Genomic DNA, 17485 nt, shown 5'->3' with positions numbered 1-17485 from the left:
CTTTATCTGAAGGAATTGCTGGGGGTAAATATTATGAAAAAAATACTAGTTACAGGTGCTTCTGGCCAGATTGGTTCAGAGCTTGTAACAACATTACGTAAAAATTATGGGGCGTCAAATGTAATTGGATCAGATATTCGAAAGAGAGAAGATGAAGAGGGTCCGTTTGAAACAATCGATGTTACCAACGCAGAAAGTTTATTTGAAACAGCAAAGAAGCATAATGTAGACACTATTATGCATCTGGCAGCCTTACTGTCAGCAAAAGCGGAGTCAGTCCCGCAAACAGCTTGGAATCTTAATATGGGTGGCCTGATGAACGCACTGGAAGTAGCCCGTGAGCTTAACCTGCAATTCTTTACGCCAAGCTCAATTGGCGCATTTGGTCCACTGACCCCAAAATTGAAGACGCCACAGGATACAATAATGCGTCCAACGACAATGTATGGAGTCAATAAAGTTGCTGGAGAATTGCTTTGCGACTATTATTTTCATCGCTTCGGCGTTGATACGCGTGGAGTCCGCTATCCAGGTTTAATTTCCTATAAGACACCTCCCGGCGGTGGAACAACTGATTACGCAGTAGAAATTTATTATGAAGCAGTTAAGAATAAAAAGTACACATCATACATAGCTGAAAATACATTTATGGATATGATGTACATGCCAGACGCGCTAAATGCAATTATACAGTTAATGGAGGCAGACTCTGACAAACTTGTACATCGAAACGCATTTAACATTTCCTCGATATCCGCAGCACCAGAGGACTTTGCAAAAGAAATTCAAAAACATATCCCTGAATTTGAATTAAATTATGATGTTGATCCTATACGTCAGCAAATTGCTGAAAGCTGGCCAGATAGTATTGACTCCTCAAACGCAGCAGAAGAATGGGGATTTAAGGCTGAATATGACATTGCCAGGATGACAAAGGACATGATTGAAAAGATTAGTATAAAGTAATATGTACTAACTCGAGCGAGAAACAGCAAAACTCGAGCGACAAGCAGCGCAACACGCGCGACAAGCAGCGCAACACGCGCGACAAGCGGTCCAACTCGCGCGAGAAGCAGCAAAACTCGAGCGAGAAGTCAATCCAAAACGAGCAACAAAAAAAGAGACTGGATTTGAATAAAACTCAAATCCCGGTCTCTTTTTTAATTAATTGTACATCTCGGCAATTTTTTGCTGCAGTTTTTGGTCAGAAATGTATTCATCATAGCTCATTTCTTTATCGATAACTCCATTTGGTGTAATTTCAATCAAACGGTTTGCTATACTTTCGATAAATTGATGGTCATGTGACGTAAATAAAATGGATCCTTTAAATCTAACCAATCCATTATTTAAGGCAGTAATGGATTCCAAGTCCAAGTGGTTTGTCGGTTCATCTAATATCAACACGTTCGCACTGCTTAACATCATTTTGCTCAGCATGCAACGCACTTTCTCACCACCGGATAAGACACTCGCTTTTTTCAATGCTTCTTCACCTGAGAACAGCATACGGCCCAGGAATCCACGCAAGAATGTCTCTGTCTCATCTTCAGGTGAATATTGACGCAGCCATTCGACAAGTGGCAGGTCATTGTTTTCAAAATAGGCACTATTATCTTTAGGGAAGTAAGATTGTGATGTCGTTACACCCCACTTAAATGTACCTGCATCTGGTTCCATTTCACCCATAAGAATTTTGAACAGTGTGGTTTTTGCAATATCATTTTTACCGACGAGGGCAATTTTGTCATCTTTATTCATCGTAAAGCTGAGATTGTCCAGTACCTTTGTATCGCCGATCGTTTTTGTTAATCCTTCTACACGCAATAAATCATTACCAATTTCACGTCCAGGTGTGAACGAAATATAAGGGTATTTACGTGAAGATGGTTTGATATCATCCAATGTGATGCTATCCAGAAGTTTCTTTCGTGATGTTGCCTGTTTTGATTTCGATGCGTTGGCACTAAACCTGGCGACAAATGCCTGCAGTTCCTTTATTTTTTCTTCTTTTTTCTTATTTGACTCTTGTGCCATTTTTGTTGCTAACTGACTGGATTCATACCAGAAATCATAGTTTCCGATGTAAATTTCAATTTTTCCATAGTCAACATCAGCAATGTGTGTGCATACTTTATTTAAAAAGTGACGGTCATGAGACACTACAATTACTGTGTTTTCAAAGTTAATCAGAAATTCTTCCAGCCATTGTATTGCTTGGATATCCAGGCCGTTTGTAGGTTCATCCAATAACAGAATATCCGGGTTTCCAAACAGTGCTTGTGCAAGCAATACTTTTATCTTCTGGTCAGCAGCCAGATCAGCCATTTTCATCGTATGCAACGACTCATGAAGTCCAAGTCCTTTTAATAAGACTGAAGCATCAGACTCTGCCTCCCAGCCATTCATTTCAGCAAACTCGCCTTCAAGCTCAGCAGCACGCATACCATCTTCTTCAGAAAAATCTGCTTTCATATAAATAGCGTCTTTTTCTTGTTTTACGTTATATAATTGTTCATGCCCCATTAGAACAGTATCAAGAACATTATATTCTTCATACGCAAAATGATCCTGTTTTAAGACAGTCATTCGTTCACCAGGAGATAAGGAAACATTACCTGATTGTGGCTCAACTTCACCTGACAATACTTTAAGGAAAGTGGACTTCCCTGCACCATTGGCTCCAATTAGGCCATAGCAGTTCCCGGGAGTAAATTTCAAATCCACATCTTCAAATAACTTTTTATCACCATATTGTAAACTTACATTAGTAACATTAATCATGCTTTCAGCGTCCTCCATTAAATAGTAATCAACGTAAGCTTACGGGATTTGAACCATTTCGTCAACGTAAACGTTCAAAAAACTCACTTCGAGTACTAAATTTTTACCTCTGTTTTAGAATTTTCGGTCTATTTTAAAAATAATAATTTTTTACCCTTTATATAAAAAAAGACTATATTTTTCTTGGAATATATGTAACAATAAAATAACGACAAATATCATGTTGACAAGGTGCCATTAAGAAGCGGGTAACCTACGGAGGGGAATACTATGGGAGAGAAAACAATATATTTTCTCTTTACTGATACAGGGACGTATTTATCTAAGGCAATCAATTATTTCACAAAACAGCCTTTAAACCATGTCTCCATTGCATTTGAGCCTGACTTACAGGAAGTATACAGTTTTGGTCGAAAAAAGCCACGAAACCCCTTTATCGGTGGTTTTGTGAAGGAAGATATTCGCAGCGATTTTTTAAAGAATTCAACTTGTGCTGTATATTCATATCAGCTTTCCGAAACCGATACGAAAAAAATTAAGGAAAAAATTGAAGAGATTGAATTACGGAAAGATAACTATAAATATAATTTTCTAGGGTTGATTGGGGTATTGCTGCAAGTTGAGATAAACCGGGAAGATGCATTATTTTGTTCACAATTTGTTGCCACGGTTCTTCAGGATGTTGAATCGCTGGAATTCCAAAAACCAACCTGTTTTACGACCCCAGCAGATATTCGGAATCATGATGGGCTGCAATTAGTATATCAGGGAACACTAGGTTACTATCAGGAAAGTCAAAAGGATTTTATAGCAGAACGAAGGTTGATGAAAGAAAGACAATTAAGAAAGCAATCATTTATTTTCTTATTATCTAAAAAAGTTAAACGACTAGTCATCAAATGAGAAGAACCTTACATTATATGTAGAGGTTCTTTTTGCCAGTTAAGGAAAGAATTACTATTGGTGCGACTAAGACTTTCGACATTAGGCTTGAAGATAAGCTGCCATTTCTAATCGAAGGGGGATGTTTTTATGGAAAGAAGCAGTAATTATCGATTATTGAAAATCAGGGAAATTTTATTAAACGAAACGGATGAATATCATCAAATAGGTATAGACGAATTAAGTGAAAAAATTCGTGTTATGGCTGGAGATGTTTCATTTGATAATCGGACGATAAGGCGCGATCTTGAGGCTCTTGATGATATGGATTTTGAAATTGTCCAAAATAGAGGCAAATTCGGCAAGATCCTGTTCAGCCATCAGGCAAGACTATTTGAAACATACCAGTTACGACTGATTATCGATGCCATTTTATCGGCACGTTTTATAACAACAAATGAGAAAGAGAAATTAATTCAGAAAGTAAAGGAACTGACGAGCATACATATTGCGAAAACATTGCCAGAACCGATTTTGTTCGACCAGTCAGCCAATATTGATTATGAAATGGTCAAGATTAATATTGATTGTGTCCATCGAGCCATTTCAGAAGGGAAAGTTCTTACCTATCGATATGGCAAATTTAACGTAAAAAAAGAATTCGAGTATCATCGTAATGGGGATCTCTATCATGTAGAGCCTTATGCATTGATTTGGCAGAGTGATTATTATTACCTAATCGGGCGGTTTCAGGATACAAATGAATTAAGACACTATCGATTGGATCGAATCCGCCATATTGGGGTGAGTGAAACGCACTTTACAAAAAGTGAATTCAATCTTCAGGAGTATGTAAACCAAAGCTTTCACATGTTTGCCGGAGAAGAAATGTGGATGAAAATACGCTTCCAGAACAATATGGTTAATGTGGTTTTGGATCGCTTTGGACAAGAAGCGGATATTAAAGAGATGGATGACGATCACTTCATACTGACGACAAAGGTCAAGCTGTCGGATGGGCTGATTAATTGGATTCTTACATGGGGAAACAAGGCAAAAGTTCTGTCACCAGATCACCTTGTTGATAAAATGAAGGACAAGATCAGTCAAATGCGTGAGGTATACAAGGATTAAAGCTTGGGATCAGGTCTGATTCTAATTAAATGCTATGTTCGGAAGTTCTACATTGTCCAGTTAGATAATCTGTGACACAGTGCGGAGGGCATCTGCCTGCAGAGTGGGCTTTTTTGGCATAAAAACTGTTTAAAACTGAATAATCCTAAATGACAACTGAATAGACATAGCCGGAGACTGATTAATTACTCATATTAACCATAAAGACTGAATAAACGCCGGGAAGACTGAATCACCGGAGTCTCCCCAACACTTCACTTAACTATTCTCTTATTCTTCCGTTTCGATTCCTAGTGATTTATACGGGACTTTAATTTTAAATGCTAGATTGTTTGCTTCTAAGTCAATATGCTCAACACTAACCTGAAAATTACTTCTGATTTCCATGTCTGTCACAGCAAGGTAAATCTCTTCATCCTTGGGACTAACGGTAACCCATTTTGGCATTGGCAAGTACTTTTTCATATACTCCATAATTTTTTGATTTGGAAGCTCAAGTAATCCAATTGAGATAGATTTCTGTTCTAAAATAACGTCACCATTCTCCTGTACAAAAGGTTCAAAGTGAACAGATAGTGGTACTGTTGATGAAAATACAGGAAGTTCTCCTATCAAATGGACATCTTCTTCCAATGATACCTTATAATGGTGGTTAGTACCTTTTAGAAGCTTATCAGTATATGCATTAACTAGCTCATTTAAGTTCTTTTTTGTTGTACGGACGACGAACTCCGAACTTTGCTGGGCATTTTGCTTATCATTAGCAGGTGTTTCTGTGTCGGAAACAGGCCAAAAAATAAGTGCTACTATACATATTAATATCACAACATTTAAACCTATTAGAATTAAAAAAAATCGCTTCCATCTGTTTTTTGGCTTTTTATGTTCCGCCAAACCACTCACCTCCTAGTCTGTTATGTGTTCCAATACACGTTTGGCGATTCGTTGATAGCCCCGATGATTTGGGTGAAAGTTATCATCTGCGAATAAATCTTTTTCTGTATCTTTAAATAAATCAACGGTAGGTATATATGTCGCGTTGTCATACTGTTCTGCAACATTTTTACCTGTGTTGTTCCAATTTTCAACAATCATACCAAGTTCTTTGAGATCTTTAAAATATTTTTCAAAGGGATTGTAGAAACCTAATAGATATATATCAGCTTCTGGGTTTAATTCTTTTATTCTTTCAAAAATATTCTTCACCCGTTCTTTATATGCCACCCGTTCCTGGGAAAAATCCTTAATCGTCAAGTCAGAAAAGTTTTCTTTGACGACTTGCATAATATCATTTGCACCTATGGTAATCAATACGATATCCGCTTTTTCAATCGATTGTTCTATTTCTGGCTGTTCAAGCCGCTTTAATAGCTGGCTGGATCGGTTCCCCCGTTTACCATAGTTCTCAAATGTTACCAATTGTTTTTCTTTATTAATGGTATTATCGAGGATTCCTACGTAGCCACCATCCACAACTTTATCACCGACGCCTTGTGTTAATGAATCTCCAATGGCTGTAACATGTGCTTCTTTATTCGTGAAAAAGTCAATTGTACCTTGAAGAGCATCGCTTATTATTTCCCCGAACTGCGCGATTGGTTCTTTAGTTTCTTGTTCTGACTGACTATCTTCTGTATCTTTCTCCTTATCTGCCTTGGTTTCCTGTTGTGTCTGTTCCTGCGAATTATTATCTTTTGATTCTTTTAATTTTGGCCCAGGCTGGTTTAAGGACATAATAATAGCTAAACCTACAAGCAGTATACCCAAAATAATAACAATGTATCTTCTTTTCACAAATCTCACACCTATACTGAAAATATTCTACCTATATATATTGAAATGATAATTTGTCTTAGTACATATCACGTTCATTACTATATATGTACCCATTTTGTTTGGCAAGTATCAGTAAATCATATTTCGATTGTGTTACACTTTTGCCTAATTAAAAATAATTCCCTGTAAATCATATGTTTAAACGAAAAAAATTCGCCTTCATAAGAAGACGAATTTATTTGGCAGATAAGAAAGTATAAATCCTTCCTAACTGCATAAGTGCAACTAAGGCTTTCGCCATAAAGGCTTGGCGACAAGCCAAGTTTTCTAACAGTTAGGAAAGTAGTACCTTCCTAACTGCATAAGTGCAACTACTAACCTATAGCTATTGGTGCTCGCTCTTTTTTAAATAGTATACAAAAATCCTCAATCATGGCACTTGCGGTCGGGAAGGACCCTGCACCTGGTCCTGTAAAAGTTAAGTCACCAACAATATCGCCTTTAATATGAATAGCGTTGTTTACGCCTTCAACAGCATATAATGGATGCTCTTTTGAAACAGCTTCTAGTTCAACGCTCGCAGTAAGGTTCCCTGCAGCATCATGGCCTATCTTTGCAATATGCTTTAATCGCTTGCCTTCTGTTTGTAAAGCCTGAATGGATTCTTCGGTGGTATTACGTATACCAACGCGTGTAACATGCTCTATATCTGGCTGTTTTTCAAAAATAAGATCACTGAGAATCATTAGCTTATAAAATGCATCAAATCCATCAATGTCATTTTCAGGATTTGATTCGGCATAACCCCAGTTTTGTGCCTCATCCAATGCACTGGAGAATGTTATATTCTTTTCCCGCATAGCTGACAGGATAAAGTTCGTAGTACCATTTAAAATTGCTTGCACATATTGGATCTGATTTGCTTTTAACAGCTGTTGGATAGTCTGGATAATCGGTATACCACCAGCTGTTGTTGCATCATATCCAATTCGCACATTGTACCGGGAGGCAAGATTTTTCAGCTCGTCACCGTGAGTTGCAAACATTTCCTTATTAGATGTGATGACGTGTTTTTTTGCCTGAATGCATTTTCTTAGCAATGAAAAAGCTGGTTCTTTTCCAACAATTGCTTCAAAGACAACATCAATTTCAGGATTATTTAAAACAGTATTAACATCTGTTGTAACGTTTGTCTTGGCTGCGATTTTCTGATGTTTGTCAGGATGCTCAATAATAATTGTTGAAATGTTGATGGGGGCCCCGACTAGTTTTTCGAGCCGCTGTTGGTGAATGTGCAGTGTTTGGTAGACACCACATCCAACAGTTCCAAGCCCGATTAACGCAATATTTATCGGTCTCATCTATTAAACCCTCCTCTTTTTTAAAAATAACCGCAGATCCCCCTGTTTTTTATTCTTACGCTTCTACAAGCACGCTTCCAGAGTTATTCCCTCGAATACGAACCGCTTCCTGGTAGATGTTTTTATTTGTAATCACAGAAAGCCCAGCAGCTTTCGCATGTTTCGCTGTTTCATCTGTATTTTTTGGATTTTCCACCCAAACTATTTTACCGTCCTTATTAGTAAATTGCTCAATTGTTTCTGGTGCTAGCGTATTGTTATAGGACAGTACGGCGTCAATTTCAAGTGGCACATCAGCTAGCTGTTTATATGTTTGTTCATTCAATAATGCTTGTTCCGATGAACTTAACGGCACAATTTGAAATCCTAACTGCTGTAATTGCTTTGTACTTTTATAAAAGGAACTAGATTGATCTTCTAATCCGCTAACCGCAACAACTTTTTGGCGGATACCACCATCTTTACGGTCAAAAGGTGATGATAAGAGCCATTTGACTGCATCTTCTTCTGTTACCTGGAATGATTTTGCTTCACCAGTAGCATTAGCAATTGCTTGGTCTAAATCAACTAATATATCATTGGTTGATTCAAGTCCAATAGAAAGTCGGACTAGCTCTTCCGTGACACCACTTTTAACCAGGTCTTCTTCACCTAATTGCTGGTGTGTGGTTGATGCTGGGTGGATGATTAACGACTTCGCATCACCGACGTTGGCAACATGTGACCAGAGTGTAACACCGTCAATCAATTTCCGGCCTGCGTCACGGCCACCCTTTATTCCAAACGTTATAATCGATCCATAGCCATTCTGTAAATATTTAGTGGCTAATTCGTGTGATGGATGATCCTGTAACCCAGGAAAATTAACCCATTCAACTGCAGGATGTTTTTGTAAATATGCTGCAACTTCTTCGGCATTTTTGTTATGGCGCTCAACACGTAAGTGCAATGTTTCCAGACCTTGAAGAAACAGGAATGCATTCTGTGGACTTAGGCAAGCACCTATATCACGCAGTAGCTGTACGCGCAGTTTGGTAGCGAATGCTGCTGGCCCAATATCGACATAGCGAAGGCCGTTGTAACTCTCGTCAGGTTCAGTGAAGACTGGGAATTTACCATTTCCCCAATTGAACCTGCCGCCATCAACGACAACGCCGCCGATAGTTGTACCATGGCCGCCGATCCATTTAGTGGCTGAATGTACAACAATATCTGCTCCCCATGTCAGTGGCTTCGTATTATAAGGAGTCGCAAATGTATTGTCAATGATTAATGGAACCCCGTTATCATGGGCAATTCCTGCAATTTTTTCAACGTCCAGCACATTGAGACTTGGATTTGTAATAATCTCTCCGAAAACAGCTTTTGTTTTTTCGGTAATTGCGGCACGAATACTCTCTATATCTGTACCATCGACAAATTTAACATCGATCCCGTAACGAGGAAGTGTGTTAGCAAATAAATTATATGTGCCACCGTATAGATTGCTGTCAGCAATGATTTCATCACCACTGCTTGCAAGATTTAAAATGGCCAATGTAATGGCTGACATCCCGGAGGAAGTTGCAACTGCGGCTACACCATCTTCCAGTAATGCGATTCGCTGTTCGAATGCATCAACAGTCGGGTTCATAATTCGTGAATAAATATTACCAGGTTCTTGTAGTCCGAAAAGATTTTGTGCATGTTCAGTATCCCGAAAAACATAGGAAGTGGTTTGATAGATGGGTACTGCACGTGATCCTGTTGCTGGGTCCGGCTCCTGACCACCGTGAAGTAACTGTGTTTCCTGATTGTGAAGATGAAAATTTGACATGATAAATTCCTCCTTTAAATTTTTCTGTATTCTGGAGGGAGAGGAGATAATAAAAAGCCCTCTTCCTAAGAAGAGGGCGTAGTATGTAACGATCCTCCCCTTATCTTCCAGATCATACTTGACCTGTAGGATTTAGCACCTTACTAAGCATTCTGAAAAGCTTTTAAGGTTGCTGGGTTTCACAGGGCCTATTCCCTCCACCACTCTCGATAAGAGATGTAACTTTATTGGCAGTTAAGAAAGCATAAATCCTTTCTTACTGTATAAATGTAACTAAGGCTTGGCGTTAAGCCAAGTTTTCTAAAGTTATTGAATATTATAAACGCAGCAATGATTGTACGTCAAGTGAATTCTGAAAATTATTTTTAATTTTTCTCCTTAAGCCGAACTGAGCTGCGATGTGCAGAAGCCATGTAAATAATTAGTGCTATCCAGATTAGTGCGAACGATATAAAATGCGCCAGTGAAAAAGTCTCCTGGTAAACGAAAACACCTAGAAGAAGCATGATAGTTGGTGCAATATACTGCAGAAATCCTATCATTGATAATGGAATTTGTTTAGCTCCGCTTGCAAACAATAACAGCGGGATCGCAGTAACAACACCAGCGCCAAACAGTAATAACCCAAAACTGGAAAACATTGAATCAGCTGCCAATGAACTGTCAGGAATAGATAACAAATAGATAAGAGCAATAGGGGTGACAATCAATGTCTCGATGGTTAAACCGAACATTGCACTGACATCGACTGTTTTTTTCAGCAAGCCGTAAATTGCAAAACTGAATGCCAGCAATAACGATACCCACGGGAAAACACCATAACTGATTGTCAGATTAATAACACCAACTGCAGCCAGCAGAAATGATAACATCTGCCCTCGTGTCAACGTTTCTTTTAGTACAATCATTCCTAGTAAAATGCTTACAAGCGGGTTTATGTAATAACCGAGGCTTGCCTGAATTACGTGTTCATTGTTAACCGCCCATATAAACGTAAGCCAATTGATACTAATGGCGATTGATGCGAATGTAATCCCGGTCAATTTCTTTTTATCGTTTAAAATAATTATGCATTCTTTCAGGAAGAGGTACCATTTTTGCACAACTATAACCACAATAATCATGAAAATAAATGACCATAATATGCGATGTGCTAATATTTCATCAGGTGGAACCTGGTCTATCAGCTTCCAATAAGCAGGAAGAAATCCCCATAATAAATAGGCGCCTGCTGCATATATAATTCCAATCTTATTGTCCTGATTCATTTTGAAAACCTCATTTCTACGATGTGTCCAGATTTGAGAAACACTACTGACATGCAGACTACTAAACTAAATAATTCAACCTTCACTGCCTAAAATAAACGCATAGACCTTGAAAGAATAAGAAAGGCTGAAGATACACTACTGAAGTTGACTTTGGATCAACGGTGAGTAGTTAATATAAACTGCGAACTACTTTTTAAAAAGTTTGAGTGTTATGGTGCCGCTCCGGAAATACACTTCGCGCACCTAGGGCGGCTGATGAGCCTCCTTGTTCCTACGTCGCTGCGTAGTCTCATCTAGGGCTCAGCTCCCACAGGAGTCTACGTGTATTTCCTACGCTGTTAACTGGAGTAAAAATCGCTATAGAATTAATGTGTGACAGCTACACTAGTCCGGGTGAGCGGAGGGCGGTGACTCCAGCGGGAACCGGCTAAAATCAGTCACGTCCTGTGACCAACGCCGGTACTAAAACGTCCTGTTCGTCGTAGCAACAGCTGAAGATCCCGCAGGAAGCGGTTTTTGCTTCCGAGGAAGCTGAAGCGTTGCCCTAAGGTGCGCATCCGCCCGTAGCGACCCCGGACGGCGGGATATGTTATAGAGATTATTCCAGCAGTTACGTCGCAGTTCATATCTTATGTGTACAAAAAACTTTTATCAATGTTGTCAAGGCAACAATTAAAAACGCTCTGTGATTACCAACGTCCCTGTTTGAGCTTATTCTATAGATACGAAAGTTGAGTAAGTAAACCAATTCTAGATTTTCTTTCTGAAAAAAGCAATAACTCTGCTTTTAAAAATTCCTCGGAAAACGCTTTCAAAAAGCCGGTGAATACAATATGATAGAAGTATATGAGATTACAAGAATGTTTATCTAGGGGGAATTACTAATGGCAAAAAAGCATAAACACTTTGAAACATCGGTTATTCATGAAGGATATGACTCGAAAGACATGTTGGGTAGCCTGGCAACACCTTTATTTCAAACATCAACCTACACATTTAAAACAGCAGAGCAGGGCGAACGACGATTTGCTGGTGAGGAAGAGGGCTATATTTATTCGAGGCTGGGTAATCCGACTGTAAGTGTATTAGAAGAACGAATTGCAGCTTTGGAGAATGGCGAACGAGGGCTTGCTTTTGGATCAGGGATGGCAGCTGTGTCTGCTATTTTGATTGCACTGACAAAGGCGAATGATCATGTGCTGTGTTCATCAGGACTGTATGGATGTACATTCGGTTTACTAGCCATGATGGAAAAGAAATATAATATTTCACATGACTTTTCAGCAATGGAAACAAAAGAGGAAATTCGATCATTGATTAAGCCTGAAACGACATGTATTTATGTCGAAACACCCATTAATCCAACAATGAAGTTAATTGATCTTAAAATGGTAGCTGAAGTGGCACATGAAAAAGGAATTCCAGTAGTTGTCGATAATACATTTTCATCACCATATTTACAACGACCAATTGAGTTGGGGTGTGATGTTGTACTCCATAGTGCAACAAAATATATCGGTGGCCATGGAGATGTAGTTGCAGGGCTTGCCGTTGGAAAAAAGGAATTTTTGGATGAAGTTGCAATGACAACCTTAAAAGATATTGGTGGAATTATGTCACCAATGGATGCCTGGTTATTACTAAGAGGACTTAAAACACTGCCTATCAGGATTGACCGCCATTGTGATAATGCCGAAAAAATATTTGAGAAATTGCGTAAACATCCTAAGGTTGCACGTGTTTTTTATCCTAATGATGAAAGTCATCCGGATTTTCCGATTCGTCAAAAACAGATGAAACGGGGCGGAGGTTTAATTTCATTTGAAATAGATGGGACAAAACAGGATGCACAACGAATGCTGAATAACCTGAAGTTCCTGAAAATTGCTGTCAGTCTTGGTGATGCAGAGACATTAATACAGCATCCGTCAACAATGACACATGCTGTTATACCAGAGGAATCACGTCTTGACATGGGAATAACCGATCAGCTTATCCGGTTATCCGCAGGTCTTGAGGCCTGGGAAGACATTTGGGCCGATCTGGAACAAGCTTTGAACAACCTTTAATTATTATGGTCGCATGTCCCATGGTTCTAGCGTCCCAACAATGGTTTCATTATTATCGGTTGTGATAGCGTGAATGACACCGTCTGAAATTTCAGTATGCGTAAGCCAGCGGGAATGGTTATCTTCTAAAATAAATCCTAAAAAGACGCGTCTGTACAAGCAATTTTCTGGTACAGGCGTGTTTTCTTTTTCAAAAAAACGGGCACTACCCTGTATATGAATTAATCGCCAATTAGTACTTAAATCCTGTTTGCCTATCATATCCTTAATTAAAGGAAGGGCTTGCGGAGCTGTTGAATGAATCCAGCTGACCACAATGTCAGGTATACCATGCCTTTCAAACAAGTTAAGTAATTCGTTTGATAAACAAGTACTGTTTTGATAATCAACAGAAATTCCATGAAGTTTTTGTGGCTGTGTGATCTCTTGCTTAAGTTTATTAAGCTTCGTTTTGTTCCGTCCGATTACAGATACATGATATCCTTGTTCTATCAGCCAATGACATACATTTTTCAGCATGCCAGTACCTCCAACAACTAATGCGTGTTGATTTTTCATTTTTCCACATCCTTTATATATAATACTAGGCTAACGTATTAGTTGATTTTATGCTATATTAAAGGATAATGTAACTGCTTGGTAAGGAGAGATATACACGTGAGTTTTTTGTCTGTTTTCTTTGGTTTTATACTTTTCTTTAATATTGCATTGGCATTAGCGATTATCTTTCTGGAACGAAAAGATCCAAGCTCAACATGGGCCTGGTTAATGGTATTGCTTTTCATCCCAATTGCCGGGTTTATTTTGTATTTGATTTTCGGTAAGAGATTAAGCTCCCAGCGGATATTCACATGGGATACAAAAAGTAAGCTGGGTGTAAAAAGGGCTGTACAGCAGCAGTTGCGAGCTATTGAAGAAAATAATTTTGACTTCAAGCATAAAGAATTAGTGGAGTATAAGGACTTATACTACCTGCATTTACGGAATAACGATGCCCTTTTCACACAAGATAATAGTGTGAAAATATATACAGATGGTGAAAAGAAATTTAATGCATTACTTGAGGATTTGGAAAAGGCGGAGGACCATATCCATTTACTTTACTATATTATTCGTCATGATCAATTAGGAAAGAGAATTGCCGATGTTTTAATCAAGAAGGCTGGTCAGGGTGTTGAAGTACGTGCGCTGTATGATGATATGGGTTCGAGAGGAATCAGTAAAAAGTTTCTCAATCGTATGCGTAAAGCAGGGGTGCAGGTTGAATCATTTTTTCCGCCGAAGATACCCAAAGTTAACTTGAAAATCAATTACCGTAATCACCGAAAGCTGGCAATTATCGATGGTACAGTTGGCTATATTGGTGGGTTTAACATTGGTGATGAATATCTTGGCCATAACAAAAAGTTTGGCTACTGGCGTGATACGCATTTACGTATTAGCGGTGATGCTGTGCCAAACATGCAGACACGCTTTATTTTGGATTGGAATCAGGCATCACGTAACGATATTATGTATGAAGACCGTTATTTCGAAGCAGAAAGTGACGGGGATGTTGGGGTGCAAATCGTTTCAAGCGGTCCGGATTCTGATTGGGAACAAATTAAAAATGGCTATATTAAAATGATTATGACAGCAAAAGAATATGTTTACATACAAACGCCATATTTTATTCCAGATGAGAGCCTTCGGGATGCATTACGAATTGCTGTGCTATCAGGTGTTGATGTAAAGATAATGATTCCGAATAAACCGGACCATCCATTTGTCTACTGGGCAACACTTTCTTATATTGGTGATTTGCTTAATGCAGGTGCAGTTGTTTATATTTATCAGCATGGATTTCTTCATGCAAAAACGATTGTTGTTGATGGAAAGATAGCTTCTGTTGGGACCGCGAATATTGACGTGAGAAGTTTTCGGTTAAATTTTGAAGTCAATGCATTTTTATATGATAAAGGTTTAGCAGAAAGATTAGTAGAGGCATTTCACGATGATGTTGCACATTCAACGATAATGACAAAGAAACTATACGCCAAACGCTCATTAGGAATAAGGTTTAAAGAATCGGTTTCCAGATTACTTTCACCTATATTATAAAGAGTACATCGGGAAACAATGGGGAAATATAATGTAAGACTACTATTTAGGAGAGATTTAAATGGAAAGTAAAGCATGCACATATTCTTTGGCGGTGAAAACATCACACGTTTTACCACCAGATACCAATTCACATGGTACATTGTTCGGCGGTAAATTAATGGCACATATTGATGACGTAGCCGCAATATCTGCCGGACGACATGCCAGAAAGCCGGTTGTTACCGCGTCAACTGATTCAGTAGACTTCCTGGCGCCTGTTAAAGAGGGCGATACTATCTGCGTAGAAGCATTTGTTACATGGACTCACAATACATCAATGGAGGTGTTTGTGAAGGCTGTAACAGAAGACTTGCTGACTGGCGATAGAAAAGTATGTACAACAGCATTTATGACATTTGTAGCCGTTGATGATGATGGAAAGCCAACACCAATTCCTTCCGTTTATCCTGTAACAAGCCAGCAAAAGAATTTACACGAATCTGCACCTGTTCGTGCAGAAAGGCGGAAAGAACGCAGAAAGCATTCAAAAGAGGTTGCATCTACTTTTGGTACAGATTTCCCTTGGAATCAAGGGGATTAGGGATTTTTTCCCATTGAGATTAAATATGAGTTTGAGTTATAATAACTATTTAGCAGGAGCCATTTTTATTGGCTTCTATTATTTCTTTTGGTGAAAGATTACAAACCAGCATATTGGGGAATACCCTTTTAAATATGGTTTGAAAGGGGAACAAACATCATGGATTTATTCGAGAAAATACTTGGAATAGCAAACGAAGCGATGTGGACATATATTTTAATAGCAGCCCTAATCGGGGTGGGACTTTGGTTCACTATTAAAACGAAATTTGTTCAATTTCGTTATCTGCCAGAAATGTTCCGCGTACTATTTGATAAACGAACAATTATTGCTTCAGGAAAAAAAGGTACATCATCATTTCAGGCATTTGCAATAAGTGCTGCATCACGCGTTGGCACCGGAAATCTTGCCGGGGTTGCGTCGGCAGTTGCAGTTGGAGGCCCAGGTGCTATTTTCTGGATGTGGCTGATTGCGTTGCTGGGCTCAGCTACTGCATTTATAGAAAGTACACTTGCACAAGTTTATAAAGTTCCAGAAGCTGATCAGTATCGTGGCGGACCCGCATATTATATGGAAAAAGGGCTTAATAAGCGCTGGCTTGGGATAGTTTTTGCAATCACCATTACATTTACATATGGGCTTGTATTTAATTCTGTTCAATCCAATACAATAAGTCTTGCCTTCAATGGTGAATTTGATATAAGTAGAAACGTAATGGCTGCTGTTCTGGTTCTGTTAACGGCAATCGTTATATTTGGCGGACTAAAAACCATTGCAAATGTAACACAAATCATCGTTCCGGTGATGGCGATTCTATATATTATCATAGCTATTTATATTCTTATTATTAATATAACTGCTGTTCCTGAAATGATTTCACTAATTTTTGCCAATGCATTTGGTATTCGTGAAATTGCTGGCGGCGGATTTGGCGCTGCCATTCTGATGGGAATTAAGCGTGGGTTATTTTCCAATGAAGCTGGGATGGGTAGTGCGCCGAACGCTGCTGCCACTGCTGAGGTTTCCCACCCAGCCAAACAGGGTCTGATTCAAGCATTAGGTGTATTTTTCGATACGATCCTTATTTGCAGCGCGACAGGCTTTATCCTGATTTCTGCAGGTGGTATTTACGGAAGTGAAGCGGATGGAATTCAATTGACACAAAGTGCATTCGAGTTCCATATTGGTGACTGGGCAGCAGTCTTTATAGCCATCGCAATTTTCTTTTTCGCCTATAGTTCTATTCTTGGAAACTATTACTATGGGGAAAATAATATTGGTTTTATTAAAGAAAGCAAGATAGCTCTATTTATCTATCGTATCGCTGTATTGGCAATGGTAGTATTTGGTGCAATCGCTACATTCGATCTAGTGTGGGCGATGGCCGATCTGACAATGGGTATTATGGCACTGATTAACCTCTATGCCATTTCCAAGCTGTTTAAAATTGCGAATCGCGTCTTACAAGATTACCGCGAACAGCGGAAGGCCGGTAAAGATCCCGTGTTTTATCGTGACACCCTGGATGACCAGACAGGTATTGAGTTCTGGGGTCGTGACCAAACATCTGAAAAAGAAGAATAAATGCTGCGGTGCTGTCTGCTTCCTGATGGGGAGCAGGCAGTTTTTGTTATTTTTCGGCTGAAAGGGTGAATTCGCTGAAGTTGTCACAGATTCGGCTGAAAATCACAATGATTCGGCTCAAGTTG

Annotated in this window: 14 protein-coding genes and 1 riboswitch; of the genes, 7 read left to right on the top strand and 7 right to left on the bottom strand. The window is 39.0% G+C overall.

Going from position 1 to position 17485, the window contains the following annotated elements; translation table 11 throughout:
* Positions 1-33: 33 nt before the first annotated feature.
* Positions 34-966 (top strand): L-threonine 3-dehydrogenase, encoded by a 933-nt coding sequence (locus tag ACTWQM_RS04130; protein ID WP_443256888.1) that lies wholly within the window; start codon positions 34-36, stop codon positions 964-966.
* A 198-nt stretch (positions 967-1164) separates the two neighbouring features.
* Here the strand turns inward: ACTWQM_RS04130 and ACTWQM_RS04125 are convergent, their stop codons facing one another.
* The gene (locus ACTWQM_RS04125) at positions 1165-2784 is read right to left on the bottom strand and encodes an ABC-F family ATP-binding cassette domain-containing protein (RefSeq protein WP_443256887.1); all 1620 of its coding nucleotides are present in this window, start codon (positions 2782-2784) and stop codon (positions 1165-1167) included.
* 270 nt (positions 2785-3054) lie between these two features.
* On the opposite strand from ACTWQM_RS04125, the gene ACTWQM_RS04120 reads away from it, so the two are divergent.
* Both ACTWQM_RS04120 and ACTWQM_RS04115 read left to right on the top strand, forming a co-directional pair.
* Complete coding sequence (locus tag ACTWQM_RS04120) at positions 3055-3687, top strand: hypothetical protein (RefSeq protein ID WP_443256886.1); 633 nt, start codon at positions 3055-3057, stop codon at positions 3685-3687.
* Positions 3688-3816: 129 nt separating this feature from the next.
* The gene (locus tag ACTWQM_RS04115; RefSeq protein WP_443256885.1) at positions 3817-4800 is read left to right on the top strand and encodes a helix-turn-helix transcriptional regulator; all 984 of its coding nucleotides are present in this window, start codon (positions 3817-3819) and stop codon (positions 4798-4800) included.
* Between the two features lie 270 nt (positions 4801-5070).
* On the opposite strand, the gene ACTWQM_RS04110 is transcribed toward ACTWQM_RS04115, so the two are convergent.
* The 5 genes from ACTWQM_RS04110 to rarD form a co-directional block, all read right to left on the bottom strand.
* Positions 5071-5703 carry a YpmS family protein gene (locus tag ACTWQM_RS04110; protein ID WP_443256884.1) on the bottom strand — a complete coding sequence of 211 codons (633 nt, stop codon included), beginning with the start codon at positions 5701-5703 and terminating at the stop codon, positions 5071-5073.
* A gap of 3 nt (positions 5704-5706) precedes the next feature.
* Positions 5707-6594 carry an SGNH/GDSL hydrolase family protein gene (locus tag ACTWQM_RS04105; RefSeq protein WP_443256883.1) on the bottom strand — a complete coding sequence of 296 codons (888 nt, stop codon included), beginning with the start codon at positions 6592-6594 and terminating at the stop codon, positions 5707-5709.
* A 356-nt stretch (positions 6595-6950) separates the two neighbouring features.
* Positions 6951-7937 carry a homoserine dehydrogenase gene (locus ACTWQM_RS04100; RefSeq protein ID WP_443256882.1) on the bottom strand — a complete coding sequence of 329 codons (987 nt, stop codon included), beginning with the start codon at positions 7935-7937 and terminating at the stop codon, positions 6951-6953.
* A 55-nt stretch (positions 7938-7992) separates the two neighbouring features.
* Positions 7993-9753, bottom strand: coding sequence for an aminotransferase class V-fold PLP-dependent enzyme (locus tag ACTWQM_RS04095; protein ID WP_443256881.1), 1761 nt, complete (start codon positions 9751-9753; stop codon positions 7993-7995).
* Between the two features lie 97 nt (positions 9754-9850).
* A riboswitch (SAM riboswitch) is annotated at positions 9851-9969 on the bottom strand.
* A gap of 149 nt (positions 9970-10118) precedes the next feature.
* Complete coding sequence (gene rarD, locus ACTWQM_RS04090; RefSeq protein ID WP_443256880.1) at positions 10119-11021, bottom strand: EamA family transporter RarD; 903 nt, start codon at positions 11019-11021, stop codon at positions 10119-10121.
* A gap of 887 nt (positions 11022-11908) precedes the next feature.
* Between rarD and megL the strand changes: the two genes are divergently transcribed.
* On the top strand, positions 11909-13093 hold the full coding sequence (gene megL, locus ACTWQM_RS04085) for a methionine gamma-lyase (RefSeq protein WP_443256879.1): 1185 nt from the start codon (positions 11909-11911) through the stop codon (positions 13091-13093).
* Between the two features lie 3 nt (positions 13094-13096).
* Here megL and ACTWQM_RS04080 read toward each other — a convergent pair whose 3' ends face one another.
* Complete coding sequence (locus ACTWQM_RS04080; RefSeq protein WP_443256878.1) at positions 13097-13651, bottom strand: short-chain dehydrogenase; 555 nt, start codon at positions 13649-13651, stop codon at positions 13097-13099.
* A 99-nt stretch (positions 13652-13750) separates the two neighbouring features.
* On the opposite strand from ACTWQM_RS04080, the gene cls reads away from it, so the two are divergent.
* The 3 genes from cls (at position 13751) to ACTWQM_RS04065 (ending at position 17360) form a co-directional block, all read left to right on the top strand.
* Entirely contained in the window at positions 13751-15193 is a 1443-nt protein-coding gene (gene cls, locus ACTWQM_RS04075; RefSeq protein ID WP_443256877.1) for a cardiolipin synthase, read from the top strand.
* 61 nt (positions 15194-15254) lie between these two features.
* Positions 15255-15776 (top strand): acyl-CoA thioesterase, encoded by a 522-nt coding sequence (locus ACTWQM_RS04070; protein WP_443256876.1) that lies wholly within the window; start codon positions 15255-15257, stop codon positions 15774-15776.
* 159 nt (positions 15777-15935) lie between these two features.
* On the top strand, positions 15936-17360 hold the full coding sequence (locus tag ACTWQM_RS04065; protein WP_443256875.1) for an alanine/glycine:cation symporter family protein: 1425 nt from the start codon (positions 15936-15938) through the stop codon (positions 17358-17360).
* The last annotated feature ends 125 nt before the right edge of the window (positions 17361-17485 follow it).

It is taken from the genome of Virgibacillus sp. L01 (genome assembly GCF_052246775.1).
Taxonomy (GTDB): domain Bacteria; phylum Bacillota; class Bacilli; order Bacillales; family Amphibacillaceae; genus Lentibacillus.
The sequence above is the reverse complement of the archived record's forward strand: the minus strand, read 5'-3'. Positions and strand labels throughout refer to the sequence as shown.

Bases quoted from the DNA above. Each gene is read 5' to 3' on its own strand.
- ACTWQM_RS04130 (WP_443256888.1), top strand. From the start codon at position 34: ATGAAAAAAATACTAGTTACAGGTGCTTCTGGCCAGATTGGTTCAGAG.
- ACTWQM_RS04125 (WP_443256887.1), bottom strand. From the start codon at position 2,784: ATGATTAATGTTACTAATGTAAGTTTACAATATGGTGATAAAAAGTTA.
- ACTWQM_RS04120 (WP_443256886.1), top strand. From the start codon at position 3,055: ATGGGAGAGAAAACAATATATTTTCTCTTTACTGATACAGGGACGTAT.
- ACTWQM_RS04115 (WP_443256885.1), top strand. From the start codon at position 3,817: ATGGAAAGAAGCAGTAATTATCGATTATTGAAAATCAGGGAAATTTTA.
- ACTWQM_RS04100 (WP_443256882.1), bottom strand. From the start codon at position 7,937: ATGAGACCGATAAATATTGCGTTAATCGGGCTTGGAACTGTTGGATGT.
- ACTWQM_RS04095 (WP_443256881.1), bottom strand. From the start codon at position 9,753: ATGTCAAATTTTCATCTTCACAATCAGGAAACACAGTTACTTCACGGT.
- rarD (WP_443256880.1), bottom strand. From the start codon at position 11,021: ATGAATCAGGACAATAAGATTGGAATTATATATGCAGCAGGCGCCTAT.
- megL (WP_443256879.1), top strand. From the start codon at position 11,909: ATGGCAAAAAAGCATAAACACTTTGAAACATCGGTTATTCATGAAGGA.
- ACTWQM_RS04080 (WP_443256878.1), bottom strand. From the start codon at position 13,651: ATGAAAAATCAACACGCATTAGTTGTTGGAGGTACTGGCATGCTGAAA.
- ACTWQM_RS04070 (WP_443256876.1), top strand. From the start codon at position 15,255: ATGGAAAGTAAAGCATGCACATATTCTTTGGCGGTGAAAACATCACAC.
- ACTWQM_RS04065 (WP_443256875.1), top strand. From the start codon at position 15,936: ATGGATTTATTCGAGAAAATACTTGGAATAGCAAACGAAGCGATGTGG.